Source organism: Rhodococcus sp. WWJCD1 (assembly GCF_002258735.1).
Classification (GTDB): Bacteria; Actinomycetota; Actinomycetes; order Mycobacteriales; family Mycobacteriaceae; genus Rhodococcoides.
Map to the genome: position 1 here is coordinate 516,866 of NZ_NOXY01000020.1, position 17,806 is coordinate 534,671.

A 17,806-nucleotide genomic window follows, 5' to 3' on the forward strand; every position below is an offset into this window, starting at 1 on the left:
CGCCCGTGTCTCAGCGCCCGTCGGCGATGATCTGTGCGACGTTGCGTTCGGCCAGTGCGGTGATGGTCAATGACGGGTTGGCCGCTCCGGTGCTTCCCGGGATCAGTGCACCGTCGACGACGTAGAGACCGGGGTGACCCTTCACGCGGCCGTAGTCGTCGGTGGCGTCGCCCAGTACCGCGCCGCCGAGGGGATGGGCGGTGAAGGTGTCGTCGACGTCACGGGTGAACGGTTCGGCTGCAACGATGGTGCCGCCGGCCTGCGCCATCCGATTCTGCACTGCGCGTAGGGCTTCGACGGTGTCGCGGCTGCCACCCTTGGGCCAGTTCAGGGTCAATTTGTTTGCGGCGGAATCGAATCCGAAGTTTCCGCGCAGTGGGTCGATGGTCATGCCGAGGGATCCGATGAATCCGAGGTTCACGGGAACGCCTGGCACGTACCAGTTCTCGACGGTCAGGGGCAGCCCGGAGTCGTCGACGATGCGGGATGCGCAGGGCGCACCCTGCGGTCCGGCGGACATCGGCCCGAGCGACCGCGTCATCGAGGCGTCGCCGTTGGTACCCCAGCCGGTGCCGACGAACTCGTTGAGATTCGCCAGTGCTCCGGTGGTGCGGGCGCGCATCAGCAGTTCGGTGGTACCGATGGATCCGGCCCCGAGAACGAGGGTGTCGCAGGTGACGGTGCGAGTCTCGACGACGTTGCCGAACGGGTCGAGGCGTTCGATCTCGACGCGGTAGCGGCCGCCGGATTCGGTGCCGATCGCCGCGACGCGGTGGCTGTGGCAGACGGCCGCGCGGCCGGTGGCCTCTGCCTGGGGGATGTAGTTCTGAGTCAGGTCGTGCTTGGCACCGTTGGAGTTGCCGAACGTGCTCGCGCCGACGGTCGCGGACGGCCGAGACCGGCCGGCGATCTCGTCGCGCACGACGTTCCAGTTCCAGTTTCCGTCGACCGCTTCCGGGGTGAATCCTGCCCGTCGGGCGTGGTCGTCCCAGGTGCGCGAGTGCGCGAAGTTCGGGCTGTTGTACACGTCCTCGGGCATCGCCGACGGCCGGAGCATCGAACGGGCCTTGGGGTACCAGGTGGCGGCCATCTCGTCGTAGCTCAGGCGTCCGCCGAAGGAGAGGTCGAAGAATTTCTTGTCCGGTGCGATGGTCACACCGGTGTACACGATCGAGCCGCCGCCGACGGCCGCTCCGCGCCACACCGAGAGGTTCTCGTAGCGGGTGGTGTCGAGGACTCCGCCGAAGAGGTCGACCGGTCCGACGGGCATGCCGGTGATGTTGGTGAACGAGCTCTGCTGCCACAGGCCGCGTCCGTCGGCGGTCATGTCGGCGGTGAAGATCTCGCGCCAGGGGTCTCGTGGCCAGCGCAGTCCGCGCTCGAGCACGGTCACCTGGGTGCCGGCCTGGGCCATACGCAGCGCGGCGGCGCTGGCACCGAATCCGGAGCCGACCACGATGACGGACGAGTGGTCCGGTGGGCGCGGCGGGTCCGCGAACAGTTCGGGAACGAGTGACCGGATTCGGTCGGCACCGAGGGGGAGTGCGCCGGCGGGGGCGGAACCCGGCAGGCCGGCGGAGCTCAGGGCCGGAGCGGCGGCAGCGCCGAGCATTCCGGCAGCGGCCAACCGCAGCAATTGCCTTCGGTTCACGGAAAGTCCCCCTACTTGACTCACGGACAGCGTTGTCGATTCTGTCGTGTTTGCCGCGAGAAAGCGAACGGTTCGGTCGGTCTCGAGGATGCTTCCCAGCTCGGCCTCAGGTTTGCCTGTCAGACTTCCGCTCATGGTTTCGGCTTCGGTGGCTCTGTTGTTGCTTGTCACGGCGGTGGTCGGCATCGCGGCGCACCTCCTCGACTCGCGAGGACAGGGGATGCTCGTGGCCGCTGCGTTGGCACATGTCCTCATGCTCGCCGCTGTGCCCGGCACCGTGGTCGCAGGTTTCGCGTTCGGTTGGTGGGGTGTGGCGGCCGGCGCGGCGATAATGGCGAGCGCCGCCGCAACGCAGATGCCCCTACTGCGGCGAAGATCGACAACGAACTCCGACGCCTCGATTCTGACAGTGCTGCATGCCAACATCTGGCTGGGGCAGGCCGATCTCGACGCGGTGGTCGCGCTGGTCGACGAGCACCGCCCCGATGTGCTCACCCTCGTCGAGTTGACGCCCGAGGCGGACGCGCAACTTCGCCCCAGGCTCGCGGGGTCGTTGCCGCATACGTACGTGAGCGCTGCCGCGGGCGGCGACGGAACCGGCATCTACAGCCGCTTCCCGCTCGTGGACCAGCAGCGCCACGACGGCTTCGTGACCGAGTTGCTCTCGGCGCGCGTGGAGATGCCGGGCCGCCCGCTCGTGTTCGCGGTGCATCCCGTGCCGCCGTGGCCGCGGGAACCGTCCGAATGGGTCCGCGAGCTGGGGCTGCTGCAGCAATTGCTGGCCAAGATTCCCGCAGACGACGGTCCCGTGGTGGTGGCGGGCGATTTCAATGCGACGCAGGATCATCGGCGATATCGAGACCTGCAGGACGGGCGTTTCGTCGATGCCGCGGTGGCCACCGGAGCCGGCATGCTCAGGACGTACCCGGCGCACACCTGGCACCCGCCGGTCATTGCCATCGATCACGTTCTGGTGGCCGACATGGCGGTGCGTTCGGTCGAGGCCGTGACGATTCCCGGCTCCGACCACCGCGGCATCCTGGCTCGGCTGGCCTTCGGTCCCAATTAGGGCTGTGCGGGCAACTGCTGCACCGACCACTTGTTGCCGTCGGGGTCGGCGAAGTACACGAACGTCCCCCAGCCCTCGTCCTTGGGCGGGTCGATGGTCAGTCCGGCCGCGGTGAGGTGTTCGTAGGCGTCCTGGACGCTGTCCACGACCATCAGGATTCCGGCTCCCTTGCCCGGTTCGGCATCGGTGATGTTCTCGCCGATCGCGATGGAACACCCCGAGCCCGGGGGAGTGAGCTGGACGTACCGGATGCCGTCCCAGGGCCGCGCATCGTGGTCGGCATTGAAACCGATCGAGACGTAGAAGTCCTTGGCACGGTCCACGTCGGTGACGGCGAGGGTGACGAGTTCGATCTTCATGGTGAGGTTCATGAAGCAATGATGAGCGCCATTGCGGACGTATTCGGTCCGCTATGACGCCTCGTCGAAGAATGTTCCGAGAATTCTTCGCCCGCCCTCGGCGACGCGACCGAGGACCTGTGCGTTCGGTGCCGTTCCCGCAGGCATGTGTGCGTCGAGCATCGTCTGTTCGGCAGGTGTGAGCTCGACGTGGAACTGCAGGCCGAGACCGCTGCCGAACCGGAACGCCTGATTGCGGTAGAGATTCGAGCTCGCCAGGAGCACCGCCCCGGCGGGCAGGTCGAAGGTATCGGTATGCCAGTGCACCACCGAGACCGAATCTGCTCCGAAGAGCGATACACCGGCATCGGTTGCGGTGACCTCTCCGGCACCCAGCTCCGCGACAGGACCCCGGTACACCGCACATCCCTGCGAGGCCGCGAGTAGTTGCGCACCGAGACACACCCCGAGCACGGGAATGTTCCGGCGCAGACACTCGGCAATCAGTTCCCGTTCGGTCCGCACGTGAGGGTGAGCGACATCGCCCCACGCGTCCATGGGTCCGCCCATCACGATCAACCCCGTGACCGCATCGGCTGTGGGCAACGAGTCCCCACTTCCCACCGCGGCCACCGTGTACTCGATTCCGCGCTCGGCCATGATCGTCCCGATCAGCGCCGGACCCTCGACATCGACGTGCGTCAACACCCACCAACTCATGACGAGAAATATGCCCGACGCCCCGGCGGTTGTCCTAGCTGTGCTGCTTTCCCTTCTCGACAGATCCCGCACTCGATCCGGTACGGACGACGCCTCGGCGCTGCGTCATACCGTCGAACGGGCGGTGCACGCGGAGAAGACAGGGCTGCATCGGTTCTGGGTGGCCGAGCATCACGGTGTACCCGGCATCGCGTCGGGCGCTCCGGCGGTACTGGCTGCGGCGGTGGCGTCGCACACCTCACGCATCCGCGTCGGATCCGGGGGAGTGATGCTGCCCAACCATCAGCCTCTGATCGTTGCCGAGCAATTCCTGATGTTGGAGTCCCTCTTTCCCGGCCGGATCGATCTCGGCGTCGGCCGTTCGCTCGGGTTCACCGAACCGGTACGCGCAGCTCTACGCAGCGCGCACGCCGATACCTTCGATACCGACATCGCCGAATTGCGTTCGTATCTGGACGGTTCGGCATCGGTGACCGCGCGCCCCGTCGCCGCGCCTCCGCCGGTGTTCGTTCTCGCGACCGGTGCGGGCCTCGAGGTTGCCGCCCGCGCCGGTCTTCCAGTCGTCGTCGGTGGACCGGTGTTGCACAAGACCGACCCATTGGCGATGTATCGCAAGAGTTTTCGACCCTCGCCCGCCAATCCTGAACCGTACGTGATCATCTCGCTCGATGTGACGATCGCAGCCGATACCGCCGACGCGCGCAGGCTCGCGTTGCCGGAGGCGTGGGCCATGGCCAGGTCGCGGCGCGAGGGCGAATTTCCGGCCCTGGAGCCGGCGTCGGCCATCGACGACTCGCAGTGGACGCCGCGGACGAGGGGCCGCATCGAGGACTCGCTCGCGTCGACGATTCTCGGCACCGCGGGGGAGGTGCGTCCGCGGCTGGAGGAGTTGATCGATCGCACAGGCGCGAACGAGATCATGGCTTCGACATCGACGTACGATCGCGCCGAGTTGTTCGATGCGGACGCCGCTTTCGCTCAGCTCGCCGGTCTCTTGGGTTCAACAGGTGTCGTTGGTTCAACAGGTGCCGTCGGCTGAACCGGTGCCGTCGCCGCCAGGGCTGCCACGAGGTCGCGTTGGACGTCGGTGACTGGCTCGGTGGCGTCGACCACCGCCGAGACCGGTAGTTGCAGTCTTCGGTCGGCCTCGGTGCGGAAGACGAGACCGGTCTTGGGAGTGCTGTCGGCGGTGCTGGCGTACAGAATCGTCCAACACTGCGGATGGTTGAGCAGTTCGGCGCTTGCGGTGTGATCCGATGCGACAGGCGGCCCGAACGTCAGTGGAAGCCCGCTGCGTTTCATCTCGCGTTCGATCACCCGGTGCAGCAGGATCTGTTCGCTGCGTTTGGGCAGCAGTAGCGGGTAGTCGGCGAGTTGGCTCAGGCTCGGATTGTCCTCGACGGCCAGCGGATGACCCTCGGCGAGCGCGACGACGAGGTCCTCGGTCCACAGTTCGGTCACGTGCAGTCCCGAACGTTCGACGCTGCCGCGAATGAGCGCCACCTGACAGTCTCCGGACGTCACCGCTTCGATCTGTTCTGCGAATCGTTTCAGCACGAAGTCGATCTCGGCGTCGGGATGGTGTTCGCGCACCGAGACGATGGCGGCGATGGCGTTCGCGGCGAAGGTCATGTTTCCGGTGAGGCGTAGTTGGTTTCGGCGGCGCGCCGTCAATGCCAGGGCGGCTTGCTCGAGCTCCACCATGTGCCGCGCGATGGAGACCAATTGTGCTCCCACAACGGTCAATCGAACGACGCGTGAGGTTCGCTCGAACAGCGGCTCGCCGATTTCTCGTTCCAGCTTGCCGATCTGCAGACTGATCGCGGACTGCGAGACGTAGCAGCGCTCGGCGGCACGCGAGAAGTTCAGTTCTTCCCCGACCGCGAGGAAGTACTTCAGCTGTCGCAGTTCCACGCGCGTCTCCAATCATGAGTTCTACTCATGGATGCTATTCCAACTTTCGCGTTGATAGACCACCGAGGTCGGAGTTTCATGGAGGTAGTTCTTCGTTTGGGAAAGGACTTGGGCTCAGAAAGGGATGTGCTGTGAAAACGTACGACGTCGTCATCGTGGGATCGGGATTCGGAGCGTTGGCTGCTGCCAAGTCTCTGGGCAAGGCCGGTGTGACGTTCTCGCTCATCTCCAGCACCACCGAGCACCTCTTTCAGCCGCTGCTCTACCAGGCCGCAACCGGAATGCTCTCGACGGGTGAGATCGCCCCGCCGATCCGACGCATCCTCGCGCAGTACGACTCCGCCGACGTCCGTCTGGGTCGCGTCGTCGACGTCGATCCCGAGGCACACCAGGTCACCTACATCGGTGCCGGGCAGAGCCACACCATCGGCTTCGGTCGGCTCATCGTCGCAACGGGTGCCACGCAGGCGTACTTCGGTCGCGACGAATTCAAGGACCGCACGTTCGCGCTCAAGACCGTGGACGACGCGATTGCGCTCCGTGAGCAGATCTTGAGCTGCTACGAGACCGCGCACATGACGACCGATCCCGCCGCCCGCAAGGAGCTGTTGAGCTTCGTCGTCGTCGGTGCAGGCGCGACGGGCGTCGAATTGGCCGGCCAGATCAGGGATCTCGCGCACCGCTACTTCGCCGGCTCGTTCCCCGACATCGAACCGGGCGACGTCACGGTCACCCTCGTCGACGGTGTGAAGGAAGTATTGCCCGCATTCGGCGGCAAGCTCAGCGCGTACGCCCGCACGAAGCTCGAGAAGTCGGGTGTCGACGTCGTCACCGGGGCCATGGTCACCGACATCGCCGATGACGTCGTGACGGTGCAGGACGTCGACACCAAGACGTCGCGTACCTACCCGGCCAAGACCGTCATCTGGTCGGCCGGCGTTCAGGCGAGCGAGTTGGCGGCCACGATCGCCGAGCGGACCGGATGCGAAACCGACCGTGCCGGACGCCTTCTCGTACACGAGGATTTGACGGTCGGCTCGGCGAAGGACATCTACGCGATCGGCGACGTGACGTCGTTGAACAAGCTCCCCGGACAGTCACCCGTGGCGATGCAGCAGGGCAGGCACGTCGCGAAGATGATCATCGGGAAGGTCGACGCCGGGACGCCGTTCAAATACACCGACAAGGGCAGCATGTCGATCGTCGGCCGATTCAGTGCTGTGGCACGGCTGTTCGGCAAGGTCGACATGTCCGGGCCCATCGCCTGGCTCATGTGGCTCGCGGTGCACCTGATGTACCTGGTCGGCTTCCGAAACCGCTACGTTGCTGTGGTGTCGTGGATGACCTCGTACATCGGCGACAAGCGACCACACTTCCAGTACACCGACCACTCGGCCTCGCTGGTCGAGCGCGCCGATGAGACTGTGGACGACGAGGAGCGGAAGGCAGCCTAGCTGCTCACCAGGCCGTTGCGGTAGGCCCAGATCACCACGTGGACTCGGGTGTTGACGTCGAGTTTGCGACAGATGTTCCCGACGTGAGTTTTCACCGTGCTCTGTTCGAGGTGCAGGGCCCGGGCAATCTCGTTGTTGCCCAGGCCCTGCGCCAACAGTTGCACCACTTCCATTTCGCGCAGACTCAGATCATGTTGCGGTGCAACGGAAGTAGGTGGACGCGGGGTGCCCCGGCGGGCGAACTCCGTCATCAGACGCGGAGTCAGGCGGGGTGAGAGCACCGCACCGCCGCCGGCCACGGTGACCACCGCGTCGGCGAGCTCGTCCGGATCGGTGTCCTTGAGCAGAAAGCCGGATGCACCGCTGTCGAGCGCCGCGAACACGTACTCGTCGAGGTCGAACGTGGTGACGACGATGACGCGTACGGTGTCGAACCGCGCCAGAATCTCCCGTGTTGCTGTCAGTCCGTCTCCGTTCGGCATCCTGATGTCCATCAGTACGACGTCGGGGCGAAGGTCCGTAACCTGTTGCACGGCATGCTTGCCCGAGGTTGCCTGTCCGATGACGTGGATGTCGGGATGGCCGGCCAGGAACAGCTCGAACCCCTGTCGAACCACGGGCTGATCGTCGGCGATCAGGACGGTGATCATGCCGGCACCTCGATCATGCAATCAGCTCTGTGGGTCGGGAGATCTTTCCGCCGACAGGCAGCCGAGCGCGTACCGACCATGTGGTTCCGTCGGCCGACAATCCGGCGTCGAGGGTTCCTCCGAGCAGTGCGGCTCGCTCCTGCATTCCCGGGATGCCGAAACCCTGCCCCGCCGATTCACGCCGGCCGGAGGCGTCCGAGGTGATCGTGTTGCTGACGGTCACCTCGATGACCGACGAACGATCGGATACCTGCACGGTCACATCGCAGTTGGGCGCATGGCGTCGGGCATTGGACAACGCCTCCTGAACGATGCGGTAGCACGTCAATTGCACAGCGCTGTCGGTGTCGCCTGTGTCTCCGGCGGTGTTTACCCCGATGTCTACCGTGATGGACGCGAACGACATTCGTGATTGCTCGATCAGACCGGGGATGTCGGCGATCATCGGCTGCGGTGCGTTCTGGTCGGTGGTGCTCGGGCGCAGGATGCCGACGATCTGGCGCAGGCTGTCGAGGGTGCGCTGGCCGTGTCCGATTGCACCGGTGAGCAGTTCGCGTGCCTGCTCGGGGTCGCTCGTGATGAGAGTCTTGGAAGCCTTGGCTTGGATGAGCATTCCGGTCAGGTGGTGGGCAGCGACGTCATGGAGCTCGCGAGCCATGGTTCTTCGCTCGTTGTCGAGTGCCGCATCCAGTTGTTGCCGGTGTTCGAGTTCGGCTCGGTCCAGTGCCGCCTCGTTCTCGAGTTCTTGGGCCCGGTTGCGCGCGATGTATTTTCCGAGTGCGATGAGCACCGTGTAGTTGATGATCAGATTCGCCACCTGCTCGGCCACCACGCCGATCGTTCCACCGGGGCCTGCTGTGGCATCCGGGAAAGACAGGCGGGTGTCGACGCTGACGGCGATTTCGAGGATCAGCCCGACTGTGAGGGGTGCGAACAGGCGTAGCCCGGTCACCCGAATTGCCAACGCGGCGATGGCAAACCAGTACAGCGGGGTGAATCCGAGAGTGCGGTCGGGCAGAACCAGAATCAGCGCCACACTGATGGCTACCACCGTCAGATAGGACGTGACGGGAAACGACCGGCGTGCACACGTCACAGCAGTCATAGCGATGATGGCAACGACACTCACCGCGATCAGGGCTGGGCTGCCGACGAGTTCGTCCCTGGTGTCACCGACCATGCCCGTGGAGAGCTGGAACCCGGCATAGACAACGGTGGCAAGCAGCATTTCGATCGGCAGTACGGCGGGATTGAGCGGCCGCCACGCGGGTCTGAACCTGCGCAGCATCGTGGAACCAGCTAGCATCGTGGAACCGGCCGGCACCCGCGAACCTCCCAGCATCAGTGTCGACTCCGTTCTCCTGCAGTATCTTTCGAGCTCGCATCTTTCGAGTCTGTGTTCTTGGAACCCAGCACCCACAGTGGTCCGGTCACGAACCAGAAGAACGTGATGACGCCGAGTGGTTGGATCACGGTCTTCAGCGCTGCTGCCTGCTCCGAGTCTGCCACGGTGTATGCGAGTCCGTAGGTGATCGCCAGAGCGATCGCCGCTGCGCACAGCCACTTCACGAATCCTCGGATCTCGTTGCGGTAGGCCTGTGGGCCGCTCTTGGGAGGCTTCACCGGTGCGGGGCCGCCGGCGAATCGGTGCGCGAATCGCACATCGAGCCAAGCCACGGTGGAGTGTGCAAATACGACGGTCCAGCCGAGGTAGATGCCGGCGAGGCGGTGGGCGAATTCGACCTCGCCGCCGCGATGTAGATCCAGGGCCACCGCCGCGACGAGGACAAGATCGAGTACCGGGAGGAGGGCGAGCGTGATCGTGCTGGCGCGTCTCATGCGTGCCAGGTAGCGCAGGCTCAGTCCGCCGATCACCAGTACCCAGAAGCCGACTTCGCAGACCGCGATCGTGAGCAGAATCGGATTGTTCATGGACCCGATCTCACCGCAGCCGACGTGCGCGCGATACCCCCGCAGTGGCGTCGTAGCTGGTGGTTCGGCCGAAGGTACGACGCTGCGCTCCACCGAAAGTCGTAGCCGAACGCGCTACTGTGGAATCACGCATACAGGACACGTAGGCAATACCAGGGAGTCCGCCATGGCAGGCAAGAAGATCGACAGAGTGCACGCACAGTCCGCGTTGGAGACGGTTCGTGAGAATCCCGGCATCGCATTGATCGCCGCGGCACCTGCACTGGTGGTGCTGGCAGTGGTGTGGTGGCTGCTCGGGTTCCCCGCCGCGTTGATTCTGCTGATCGCAGCAGGCGGTGCCGGCTATCTGTACCTCAGGAACCGCTGACTACCGATAAACACTGACTACCGATTGACACTGACTACTGATCAGCGCGGGGGATGCAGAACTCGGTGATCGTGGCCGAGCTTGCTGAGATCTCTGCCCACGTTTTTTCGGTGGTGAGCACTGCTATCGCAGAAGTGGGGAAGCGGTGCCGAACCTCGCGGGCGACGTCGGTGTCGTCGTCTGCCGCCAATTCGAGTGCAGTCCAAGGGATTCCGGGCTCGTGCCCGACGACCAGCAAGGTCGTTACCGTGACGTCGTCGAAGTACGTGTCGGCGAGGCGGATTTCGTCGATGATCTCGTCGGCGGATCCGCCGTAGATGTCGCGCTCGAAGCGGGTGGGAGCATCGCCCAGACCGGTGGCGGCGAGGGTCTCGCGAGTGCGCAGGGCCGTCGAACACAGCACGGCGTCGACGCGGCCGACGTGCTCGGCAATCCAGGCTCCGGCAAGGCCCGCCTCGCGTTCGCCGCGCGGCGCCAATGGTCGCTCGTGGTCGGGAACGCCGTCGGGGTAGCCGGATTTGCCGTGCCGCATCAGCACGAGGGTCCTAGAGGTCGCCATGCCGTCCACCGTAAACGGTCAGAGGCGCAGAATCGGGGACAACATTCACCGGTTCTGGGAAGACGAACTTGCGCATTGCCCACCATCGGAACGCGGTCGCCAGCAGTGTGCCGATGATCGAGCCGCTGACGAAGTCGGCGATGTTTTCGGTGAGGAAGGACACGTTCGGGGCGCGCAGATCCAGCATGTAACTGGACACCCACAGCGGTAGCTGGTTGATTGCCAGGCCGGTTCCGGCGACGGCGAAGAACAGCGCTGCCTCGTGGTGCCGGCGACGTCCTCCGCGGGCGGTGAAGGACCATTCCCGGTTGAGGATGTACGACACGATCGTCGCGATCAGCACCGCCAGAACGTTCGCTGTCACCGGCTTGTCCTGCAGGATCGTCCACTTCAGGCCGAAGAACAGTACGACGGTGACGACGAAGGTGATCGCTCCGACGATGAGGAACTTGAGGGCCTCGGCGTGCTTGACGAGGGGCTCGAGCCATCGCTCGGGAACGTGGTCGGTGAGACGGTCGGACACATGCATCCCATCGACGTTACCTCGAGTAACGGATCTGGCCGGATTCGTCGCGGCTGCGAAGACCGGCTAGAGCCGCGTCGTCAGGTAGTACCGCAGCAGTCGGCGCACCTCGTCGGATGGGAGTTGTTCGGGATACGTCACTGCGTGCAGCGTGAGCCCGTCGACGTAGATGTGTAGTTCGGCGACGGCGTTCTCGTCCGCGTCGCTTCCGAACGAGAATTGCGGCGAGTTCGGCAGATCCAGATCGCGTAGGTGCGCCCACGCGAGTCGGCACAGGTACCGGCTCCCGAACCATCCCGCGGTCTTGAGGGCGGCCAACCGGTCGTCGAATCGGGCTCGGGCGATCGCCTCGAGCCATACCGACGCCTCGACGCGGCGGTTCTCGTCGAGTGGGAGCATTTCTTCGAGGACTCGGACAGCGCGGGCCAGTCCGTCACCCTCGGTCGGGTGTGCTTCCAACCGATGCACGATGCGCTGCGTCATGGCCTCGGCTGCGAACAGCACCAGTTCTCCTTGGTCGGAGAAGTAGTACCGCAGTGATCCGGGGGAGACGCCGGCCTCGGCGGCGACGCTGCGCACGGTCGCCCCGTTCATCCCCGCTCGCTCGATCACGCGCCAGACGGCGGCGACGATCTCCGCTCGGCGAGCTTCGTGGTCGACGATCTTCGGCATCGGTCTGTTCTAGCACGTGTGGATTTTTCCGACACGGATGTGTGAAATAGATGTTATGGTACAGCTGTGTTTTTTAACGTGATCGGGCTGGCGCTGGTGGACAGCATCGGCGTCGGCACGCTCGTCGTCCCGCTGTTGATGATGGTGCGGCCGTCGTTCCGTGTTCGAGGGGTTTTGTTGCACCTGAGCGTGCTGGGGCTGCTGTATCTCGGAGTCGGGATCGCGCTGCTGACGGTGTCCGAAGATCTGAATTTTGGCTTTATTACCGATGCCGTACCCGGAAATGCGTGGGTGCGGATCACTGTGGGTGGTGTCGTTCTGCTCGCGGGGCTCGTCTGCGACCGACGGCGTCGACGCCCGAGTGGTGCGTGGTGGATGCGGGCACCGGCGAGTGCTCTAGGTGTGGTCCTCCTCGCTGTTGCAGTGGGCGCGGTCGAGGTGTCGACGATGCTGCCTTATTCAGCCGCGATCGACGCGGTGGCCGCGTCCGGACGGGGATGGGCATTCTCGGTCTCGATTCTGGCGGTCTACGTACTCATCACCCTGCTACCGGCTCTGGTTCTGCTCACCGCCAGAGTCGCTGCATCGCAACTCGTTTCGTCACTTCTCTGGCGTCTGATGCACCGCGCCGAACGCTGGAGCCAGGACGTGGTGGGAACGGTACTGATCGTCGTGGGTGCGCTGCTGGTCGCAGATGCGGCCATCGAGATGAACCTGGTGTGACGTCGGCCCCGGTCGACCCGAGGAAAGGATGCGTCATGAGGGCCGGAAAATTTCGGGCAACCGATGCGCGCAGCATAGTCATGATTGTTGTCGGCGCAGTGTTGGCGCTGTTCTTCTGGGACCTGCGGGTGTTCTGGTTCCAGGGCGGCCCACTCGGCTGTGTCCTGATGGTCCTCGCTGTGGTGGACGTATGGGACTCGCGGCGCGCCACCGACAGGCGCGGAATTGTCGGGGAATTACGCGACGACATTTTCGGACGCGAGGATTCGACCGACACGCCGGATCGCGATGGTCGACGGTGACCGACGTCGCTGCGACGGTACTGAATTTTCGGCCTCCGCATGATAAACAAGTCCGGGGGTCGACAGCTGTTCGATGACAGGCGATGCGGTGCTGAGTGGATGGTGGTGACCTGGTGGCGAGCAGTCTGGATGCGAATGCCGCGGCTCATTCGCGTCGACGTGGCTTGACCGCAGTCGGCACGGCCGTGTCGATTCTGGCTCTGGTAGCCGGATGGGGCGTCGTCTACTTCGTCGGTCTGGTGGGTGCGCTGTGGCGTTTCCGCGAGCCGAATGCGCCTGCGCCCGTACTCACACTGTCGGATCAATGGATGGACCTTGCGGTCGGCGTGGTTCAGGTGGCGATCGGGGCGGCGGCGATCGCTGCGGTGTATTTCGTTCGGCGTCGCACGTTGCCCGCGGTATGGCCGATGCGTCGCGGTACTGCGCTCGAGGCGGCGATCACCTGGTGCGCTGCGATCGGTGCTGCGTCGGCATTGCTGCTCGTGCTTTCTCGGATGGATGTGCTCCGCTTCAGCTTCTCGGTTCCGGCGTCGGTCGAATCCGATTGGCTTGCAGTGGTTTCCGCGCTGGCCGTCGGTCTGCGTGAGGAGCCGATCCTGGTGGCGCTTCCGGTGTTGCTGCTCGTGGGCAGGTTGCCGATCTGGGCAATCATGGCGTTGTCGGCGACGATGCGGGGCTTCCTCTATCTGTACTTCGGCGGTGGCGGTTTTCTCTGGGCGCTGTGCTGGGGTGCGGCGGCGGTGTGGGTGTTCTATCGCTACCGACGGCTGTGGGTGTTGATCGCAGTGCACGGTCTGGTGATGAATGTGCAGGTGTTCGATCGAGTGATTCCGTCCGACAATGCCGCAACGATCATGCAGTGGGTCAACATCCTGATCCTGTTCACCGCGCTGTTGTGGTGGCTGACCCCGAGGGCTCTGGAGGCGTTTCTGCCGAACACGGTGGCCGTTCGTTACGGCGATTCGACTGTCGAGACAACGCCGATGGTGGCCGAGGTCGTGCTCAATCCCGAGAAGCTCGATCCGGATACACCCAGAAGAAACCCGCCCGTCAAGCCCTGACCCGTACAACCTTGACCCGTACGAACTAGGTATCCGCGTGCACAGCGGCGCGCGTTCGATCCTGGACGGCCAGGCCGGCGGCGATCATCGGTTCTGTGGACCGCAAGCTGCGGCACAACACGAAGGCACCTTCGAGGCTCGTCAGGCATCCCAGTGCCAGGCTCCGACATACTTCGTTCGGCAAGCCGGTTGCGGTGAACCACTGTGTGAGGCTGTCGATCCAGCCGGTGAACACGGCTTCGGTTGCGAGACGCAATCGTTCGTTGGTACTGGCCACCTCGAGTGCGATGGTCTCGATGGAGCACGCCTCGGTGTAGTCGAGTTCGATCAACATCGTTGCTGCCGAGGCGAAGATCTCGGGTATCCCGTCCACCACATCGGTGACGGCGGCCAACTGACGGCCGACAAGGAGGCCATAGCGCACGCCCTCGGCATGGATGACTTCTTCGCTGATCTGTTCTTTGCCACCGGGGAAGTGGTGATAGATGGACCCGAATGGGGCGTTGGCCGCCGCGGCGATCTGTTTGAGTCCGGTCGCGGTCATCCCTTGACGCCGGTACAGCTCGGCGGTGGCTTCGAGTATTCGCGCGCGAGTGTCGTTGGCCATGAATTGTCCTTGCATCCGAGAAAGGCCCAGAGTACCTTCCGATTCACTAGAACGATCTATCCAGTGGAGGATCTGTGAAGCGAATCGACCTGGCGGCTGGACCGATCGACTACCTCGACACCGGCGGTGACGGTCCGGTGCTCGTCTTCGGGCACGGTCTACTCATGAACGAGACGCAGTGGCGCAAAGTAATCCCACTCCTCGGGGGATATCGCTGCATCGCTCCGACGCTGCCGTTGGGCGGACATCGGAGCGCGATGAAACCGGAGGCCGACCTCACGCAGCGCGGCATCGCCAGGATCATCGCCGACTTCCTCGAGGCGCTGGACCTCGCCGATGTCACGTTGGTGCTCAACGACAGCGGCGGCGGACAATTCATCGTCTCCGACGGTCGCGCCGATCGAGTCGGACGTTTGGTCCTTGCGTCATGTGAGGCCTTCGACAATTTTCCGCCGCTGCCTGCCCGGCCCGCAGCGGCGCTGTGCCGAGTGCCCGGGGGCACTTCGCTGTTCATGCGACTGCTGGCCACGAAGTTCGTTCGACACAACAAGCGCGCATGGGGCGGGCTCAGCAAGCACGGGATCCCCGACGAGGTGCTCGACGACTGGTTCGCGCCTGCAACGCGCAACGCGGAGATCCGCCGCGATCTGCGTAAGTTCGCCACCGGCACACCATCGCGAAAGACGTTGCTGGCGTGGGCCTCTCGGCTCTCTGAGTTCGATCGCCCGGTCCTCGTGATCTGGGCAACAGAGGACACGATGATGCCGCTCATCCATGCCGATCGGCTGCGAGAGTTGTTTGCCGATGCACGTCAGGTGCTCATCGACGACTCGTGGACACTCATTCCGGAAGACCAGCCCGAACGGTTCGCGGCTGCCCTGCGAGAGTTCGTCCGGCCGACCCGACACACGTGACCTCTCGGTGACTCCATGATTGCCGAGGCTGGGATTACGTTGTAGTCGTACCGATCCTGAGCCCGAATGCGCTTGAGATTTTCTTGTCGGACCCCTCTCGTAAGATCGAATACATGTTCGATACCGGGGGGTGGGGCGTGGCGGAAACGCCACCGGTCGATGACTGTATTGCGGGGTTTCTCGACGTCATCGCGCTCAACCGCGTCCACGAGAACCTTGCCAGGGCAGGGACCGTACTCGCGTACTGCGACGTACTCGAGATGCGACTGGAGGCTGCCGAAGCCGCCGGTGGCGATCCGGGCGAGACGGTCCGCGGCGCGTTGTGCGACTTGGCCGTGACGATGACCGGCACGCGTCGCGATGCGTCGGTGGTGCACGACGTCGCGGAGCGTCTACATCGAATGCCGTTGACGGCCTTGCGTTTCGTGACCGGAAGCTTCGACTGGTCGACGGTGGTCACCATCACCTCGGTGTTGCATCGCGCCACTGACGAGACCATCTCGAAAATCGAATACGAGGTCTGCGCGGCAGGGGGCAGAATGCGTCCGCAGGCCTTGCGGAACCGAATCTGGCGGTTGTGGATGAAGGCCGATCCGGACGGCGCTGCGCAGGCTCGCGAGACGGCGAAGTCGGAGGAAGTCGGAGTGCGGATCGTGCGAACCGGTCCTGGCGGTATTTCGTCGCTCATCGCGAAGATCACGGATCTGGAATCGGCCGAAGCAGATGCACTCATCGTCGAGATCGTCGGCACGGTCTGCAAGGACGATCCGCGGTCGACGGGGATGCTGCGGGCCGCCGGACTGATGGCGTTGCTGCACGGCGAGCATTCGCTCGTCTGTCAGTGCGATCTCGGTGACGAGTGCCCGGTTGCCGGTGCCGCCGACGATCTCCCACCGAGGCGCGGACATCTCCTGCAGATCGTGGTGGCGGTGGAGACGCTGCTGGGACTGTCCGCGGAGCCCGCGACCTTGGCGGACGGAACTCCGATCGATCCCGAGGTGGCGCGCATCGTCGCCGCCGACGCGAAGTGGCAGGCAATGCTGACCGAGCTGGTCGGCATGCTGAAGCCCGAGCACGGCAGCCCCGACGAGCGCTGCCCGAAGGATAAGAGCCCGAACGACGAGAGCCCGAACGACGAGAGCCCGAAGGGCGAGAGCCCGAACGACGACGATCCGGATGAAGACACCCCGGATGACGACAGTCCGGACGATGACGGCCGGGACGGCGATGGCCCGGACGCCGATGGCCCGGACGACTACAACCTGGACGACGACGGCCCGAATGATGACGGCCCGGACGACGACGGCGGTTCTGGCGACGATGGGCCCGGCGGTTCTGGCGACGATGGGCCCGGCGGTTCTGGCGACGATGGGCCCGGCGGTTCTGGCGACGATGGGCCCGGCGGTCCTGGCGACGATAGGCCCGGCGGTCCTGGCGACGATGGACTCGGCGATTCTGGCGACGATCGACCCGGCGATGAGGGCGGTGGTTCCACCGGAGGCAATGCCCCGGTCGGTCCGTCTCCACCCGGCTTCCGTCTGTTGCGCACAGTGGTGGGCATCGGCCGGGTGCGCAGTGCCGCTCAGCTTCCGCCGATGCGCGGCGCATGCGCCCAAGGTTGTCGGCCGGCCGATCAGATTCTGGGGGAGGAGTCTGTCCGCGATGGGCTTGTCGCACGCTGGCTCGGTTGGATTGCCGAACAGCCCGAGCGTGCGCGCGGGATTTTTCCCGACGGCCATGGCGGCGAATGTGTTCAGTCGCGAGCCGCGGTGACCTATCGGCCGAGCGCGCGCGTTGCCGCTGTCGTGCGGGCGGCCTATCGCACGTGCACGTTCCCCAACTGTGACGTGCCCTCGGCCCGGTGCCAGATCGATCATGTGGTCCCGTTCGACAAGGACGATCCGGGGCGTGGCGGCTGGACGATCGTGACCAATCTTCAACCGGTGTGCGTATTTCACCATCAGGCGAAGACCTCGAAAGCGTGGTCGGCCGTGATGCTCGCCGGAGGGGCAATTCTGTGGTCGAACTCTCTCGGTCTACGCGCGGTCACACTGCCGGAGTTCTCGATCGCGTCTCCTCCTCGACGTCGCCGTCGCCGGAAGAAGTCGGCCGACAATGCGCTGTCTCCGTTCGAACCCACCCGATGGGAGCTCGAGTACAGCGGCTCTGCACCGCCGACACTCGCGGATTTCCGTTCTGCGTCATCGGACATTGCACGGAAGAAACTGGCGGATAAGAGACGTGCCTACCTCGACCACTGCCGCGTCGTACACATGCGCATTCGACTCGACCGGAGCAGATACGATCCCGCCCCCTTTTGAACAAAAGACCGTCCAGGGTGTGGTCAGAA

The 17,806-nt window shown here is 64.6% G+C and carries 20 protein-coding genes; 9 read left to right on the forward strand and 11 right to left on the reverse strand.

Annotated features, from left to right (window positions below; genetic code table 11):
• Positions 1–10: 10 nt before the first annotated feature.
• Entirely contained in the window at positions 11–1,651 is a 1,641-nt protein-coding gene (locus CH286_RS14825) for a GMC oxidoreductase (protein WP_032402119.1), read from the reverse strand.
• Positions 1,652–1,784: 133 nt separating this feature from the next.
• On the opposite strand from CH286_RS14825, the gene CH286_RS14830 reads away from it, so the two are divergent.
• Positions 1,785–2,720: an endonuclease/exonuclease/phosphatase family protein gene (locus CH286_RS14830; protein ID WP_176458242.1), complete on the forward strand. Its 936-nt coding sequence runs from the start codon at positions 1,785–1,787 to the stop codon at positions 2,718–2,720.
• Here the strand turns inward: CH286_RS14830 and CH286_RS14835 are convergent.
• Positions 2,717–3,091 (reverse strand): VOC family protein, encoded by a 375-nt coding sequence (locus CH286_RS14835; RefSeq protein WP_094609545.1) that lies wholly within the window; start codon positions 3,089–3,091, stop codon positions 2,717–2,719. The two genes, CH286_RS14830 and CH286_RS14835, sit on opposite strands and share 4 nt — an antisense overlap.
• Before the next feature lie 39 nt (positions 3,092–3,130).
• A complete protein-coding gene (locus CH286_RS14840) occupies positions 3,131–3,778 on the reverse strand; it encodes a type 1 glutamine amidotransferase (protein ID WP_094609546.1) in 648 nt (215 codons plus the stop codon).
• On the opposite strand from CH286_RS14840, the gene CH286_RS14845 reads away from it, so the two are divergent.
• A complete protein-coding gene (locus CH286_RS14845) occupies positions 3,777–4,817 on the forward strand; it encodes an MsnO8 family LLM class oxidoreductase (RefSeq protein WP_441347119.1) in 1,041 nt (346 codons plus the stop codon). The two genes, CH286_RS14840 and CH286_RS14845, sit on opposite strands and share 2 nt — an antisense overlap.
• On the opposite strand, the gene CH286_RS14850 is transcribed toward CH286_RS14845, so the two are convergent.
• Complete coding sequence (locus CH286_RS14850; protein ID WP_094609548.1) at positions 4,757–5,692, reverse strand: LysR substrate-binding domain-containing protein; 936 nt, start codon at positions 5,690–5,692, stop codon at positions 4,757–4,759. The two genes, CH286_RS14845 and CH286_RS14850, sit on opposite strands and share 61 nt — an antisense overlap.
• A 131-nt stretch (positions 5,693–5,823) precedes the next feature.
• On the opposite strand from CH286_RS14850, the gene CH286_RS14855 reads away from it, so the two are divergent.
• Positions 5,824–7,146 carry an NAD(P)/FAD-dependent oxidoreductase gene (locus tag CH286_RS14855; RefSeq protein WP_094609549.1) on the forward strand — a complete coding sequence of 441 codons (1,323 nt, stop codon included), beginning with the start codon at positions 5,824–5,826 and terminating at the stop codon, positions 7,144–7,146.
• On the opposite strand, the gene CH286_RS14860 is transcribed toward CH286_RS14855, so the two are convergent.
• Genes CH286_RS14860 through CH286_RS14870 form a run of 3 tightly spaced genes read right to left on the reverse strand, consistent with a single transcriptional unit; the run spans position 7,143 to position 9,728 of the window.
• Positions 7,143–7,796, reverse strand: a complete 654-nt coding sequence (locus CH286_RS14860) for a response regulator (RefSeq protein WP_094609550.1) — start codon at positions 7,794–7,796, stop codon at positions 7,143–7,145. The genes CH286_RS14855 and CH286_RS14860 overlap by 4 nt on opposite strands.
• Positions 7,797–7,809: 13 nt before the next feature.
• On the reverse strand, positions 7,810–9,084 hold the full coding sequence (locus tag CH286_RS14865; protein ID WP_176458243.1) for a histidine kinase: 1,275 nt from the start codon (positions 9,082–9,084) through the stop codon (positions 7,810–7,812).
• Between the two features lie 53 nt (positions 9,085–9,137).
• The gene (locus CH286_RS14870) at positions 9,138–9,728 is read right to left on the reverse strand and encodes a hypothetical protein (protein WP_037153599.1); all 591 of its coding nucleotides are present in this window, start codon (positions 9,726–9,728) and stop codon (positions 9,138–9,140) included.
• A 166-nt stretch (positions 9,729–9,894) separates the two neighbouring features.
• Here CH286_RS14870 and CH286_RS14875 point away from each other — a divergent pair, with 166 nt between their 5' ends.
• Positions 9,895–10,095: a membrane protein gene (locus CH286_RS14875; protein ID WP_027498199.1), complete on the forward strand. Its 201-nt coding sequence runs from the start codon at positions 9,895–9,897 to the stop codon at positions 10,093–10,095.
• A gap of 34 nt (positions 10,096–10,129) precedes the next feature.
• On the opposite strand, the gene CH286_RS14880 is transcribed toward CH286_RS14875, so the two are convergent.
• The 3 genes from CH286_RS14880 to CH286_RS14890 are packed head-to-tail and all read right to left on the reverse strand — an operon-like array spanning position 10,130 to position 11,849.
• Complete coding sequence (locus tag CH286_RS14880; protein WP_094609636.1) at positions 10,130–10,654, reverse strand: SixA phosphatase family protein; 525 nt, start codon at positions 10,652–10,654, stop codon at positions 10,130–10,132.
• On the reverse strand, positions 10,641–11,183 hold the full coding sequence (locus tag CH286_RS14885) for a GtrA family protein (RefSeq protein WP_032380483.1): 543 nt from the start codon (positions 11,181–11,183) through the stop codon (positions 10,641–10,643). The genes CH286_RS14880 and CH286_RS14885 overlap by 14 nt, the downstream gene beginning before the upstream one ends.
• A 60-nt stretch (positions 11,184–11,243) precedes the next feature.
• Entirely contained in the window at positions 11,244–11,849 is a 606-nt protein-coding gene (locus CH286_RS14890; RefSeq protein WP_094609552.1) for a TetR/AcrR family transcriptional regulator, read from the reverse strand.
• Positions 11,850–11,915: 66 nt separating this feature from the next.
• Here CH286_RS14890 and CH286_RS14895 point away from each other — a divergent pair, with 66 nt between their 5' ends.
• The 3 genes from CH286_RS14895 to CH286_RS14905 all read left to right on the forward strand — a co-directional run bounded on the left by CH286_RS14895 (position 11,916) and on the right by CH286_RS14905 (position 13,935).
• Positions 11,916–12,572: a GAP family protein gene (locus CH286_RS14895; protein WP_094609553.1), complete on the forward strand. Its 657-nt coding sequence runs from the start codon at positions 11,916–11,918 to the stop codon at positions 12,570–12,572.
• A gap of 35 nt (positions 12,573–12,607) precedes the next feature.
• Complete coding sequence (locus tag CH286_RS14900) at positions 12,608–12,874, forward strand: hypothetical protein (RefSeq protein WP_094609554.1); 267 nt, start codon at positions 12,608–12,610, stop codon at positions 12,872–12,874.
• A 113-nt stretch (positions 12,875–12,987) separates the two neighbouring features.
• Entirely contained in the window at positions 12,988–13,935 is a 948-nt protein-coding gene (locus CH286_RS14905) for a CPBP family intramembrane glutamic endopeptidase (protein ID WP_176458244.1), read from the forward strand.
• A gap of 25 nt (positions 13,936–13,960) precedes the next feature.
• Here CH286_RS14905 and CH286_RS14910 read toward each other — a convergent pair whose 3' ends face one another.
• Entirely contained in the window at positions 13,961–14,542 is a 582-nt protein-coding gene (locus tag CH286_RS14910) for a TetR/AcrR family transcriptional regulator (RefSeq protein ID WP_094609638.1), read from the reverse strand.
• Between the two features lie 74 nt (positions 14,543–14,616).
• Between CH286_RS14910 and CH286_RS14915 the strand changes: the two genes are divergently transcribed.
• Both CH286_RS14915 and CH286_RS14920 read left to right on the forward strand, forming a co-directional pair.
• Positions 14,617–15,456 carry an alpha/beta fold hydrolase gene (locus tag CH286_RS14915; protein ID WP_094609555.1) on the forward strand — a complete coding sequence of 280 codons (840 nt, stop codon included), beginning with the start codon at positions 14,617–14,619 and terminating at the stop codon, positions 15,454–15,456.
• 113 nt (positions 15,457–15,569) lie between these two features.
• Complete coding sequence (locus CH286_RS14920; RefSeq protein ID WP_094609556.1) at positions 15,570–17,777, forward strand: HNH endonuclease signature motif containing protein; 2,208 nt, start codon at positions 15,570–15,572, stop codon at positions 17,775–17,777.
• The last annotated feature ends 29 nt before the right edge of the window (positions 17,778–17,806 follow it).

Coding starts and splice junctions, on each gene's coding strand:
- CH286_RS14830 (WP_176458242.1), top strand. CDS start 1,785: ATGGTTTCGGCTTCGGTGGCTCTGTTGTTGCTTGTCACGGCGGTGGTC.
- CH286_RS14835 (WP_094609545.1), bottom strand. CDS start 3,091: ATGAACCTCACCATGAAGATCGAACTCGTCACCCTCGCCGTCACCGAC.
- CH286_RS14845 (WP_441347119.1), top strand. CDS start 3,777: ATGACGAGAAATATGCCCGACGCCCCGGCGGTTGTCCTAGCTGTGCTG.
- CH286_RS14840 (WP_094609546.1), bottom strand. CDS start 3,778: ATGAGTTGGTGGGTGTTGACGCACGTCGATGTCGAGGGTCCGGCGCTG.
- CH286_RS14860 (WP_094609550.1), bottom strand. CDS start 7,796: ATGATCACCGTCCTGATCGCCGACGATCAGCCCGTGGTTCGACAGGGG.
- CH286_RS14865 (WP_176458243.1), bottom strand. CDS start 9,084: ATGCTGCGCAGGTTCAGACCCGCGTGGCGGCCGCTCAATCCCGCCGTA.
- CH286_RS14870 (WP_037153599.1), bottom strand. CDS start 9,728: ATGAACAATCCGATTCTGCTCACGATCGCGGTCTGCGAAGTCGGCTTC.
- CH286_RS14875 (WP_027498199.1), top strand. CDS start 9,895: ATGGCAGGCAAGAAGATCGACAGAGTGCACGCACAGTCCGCGTTGGAG.
- CH286_RS14880 (WP_094609636.1), bottom strand. CDS start 10,654: ATGGCGACCTCTAGGACCCTCGTGCTGATGCGGCACGGCAAATCCGGC.
- CH286_RS14885 (WP_032380483.1), bottom strand. CDS start 11,183: ATGCATGTGTCCGACCGTCTCACCGACCACGTTCCCGAGCGATGGCTC.
- CH286_RS14890 (WP_094609552.1), bottom strand. CDS start 11,849: ATGCCGAAGATCGTCGACCACGAAGCTCGCCGAGCGGAGATCGTCGCC.
- CH286_RS14900 (WP_094609554.1), top strand. CDS start 12,608: ATGAGGGCCGGAAAATTTCGGGCAACCGATGCGCGCAGCATAGTCATG.
- CH286_RS14910 (WP_094609638.1), bottom strand. CDS start 14,542: ATGGCCAACGACACTCGCGCGCGAATACTCGAAGCCACCGCCGAGCTG.
- CH286_RS14920 (WP_094609556.1), top strand. CDS start 15,570: ATGTTCGATACCGGGGGGTGGGGCGTGGCGGAAACGCCACCGGTCGAT.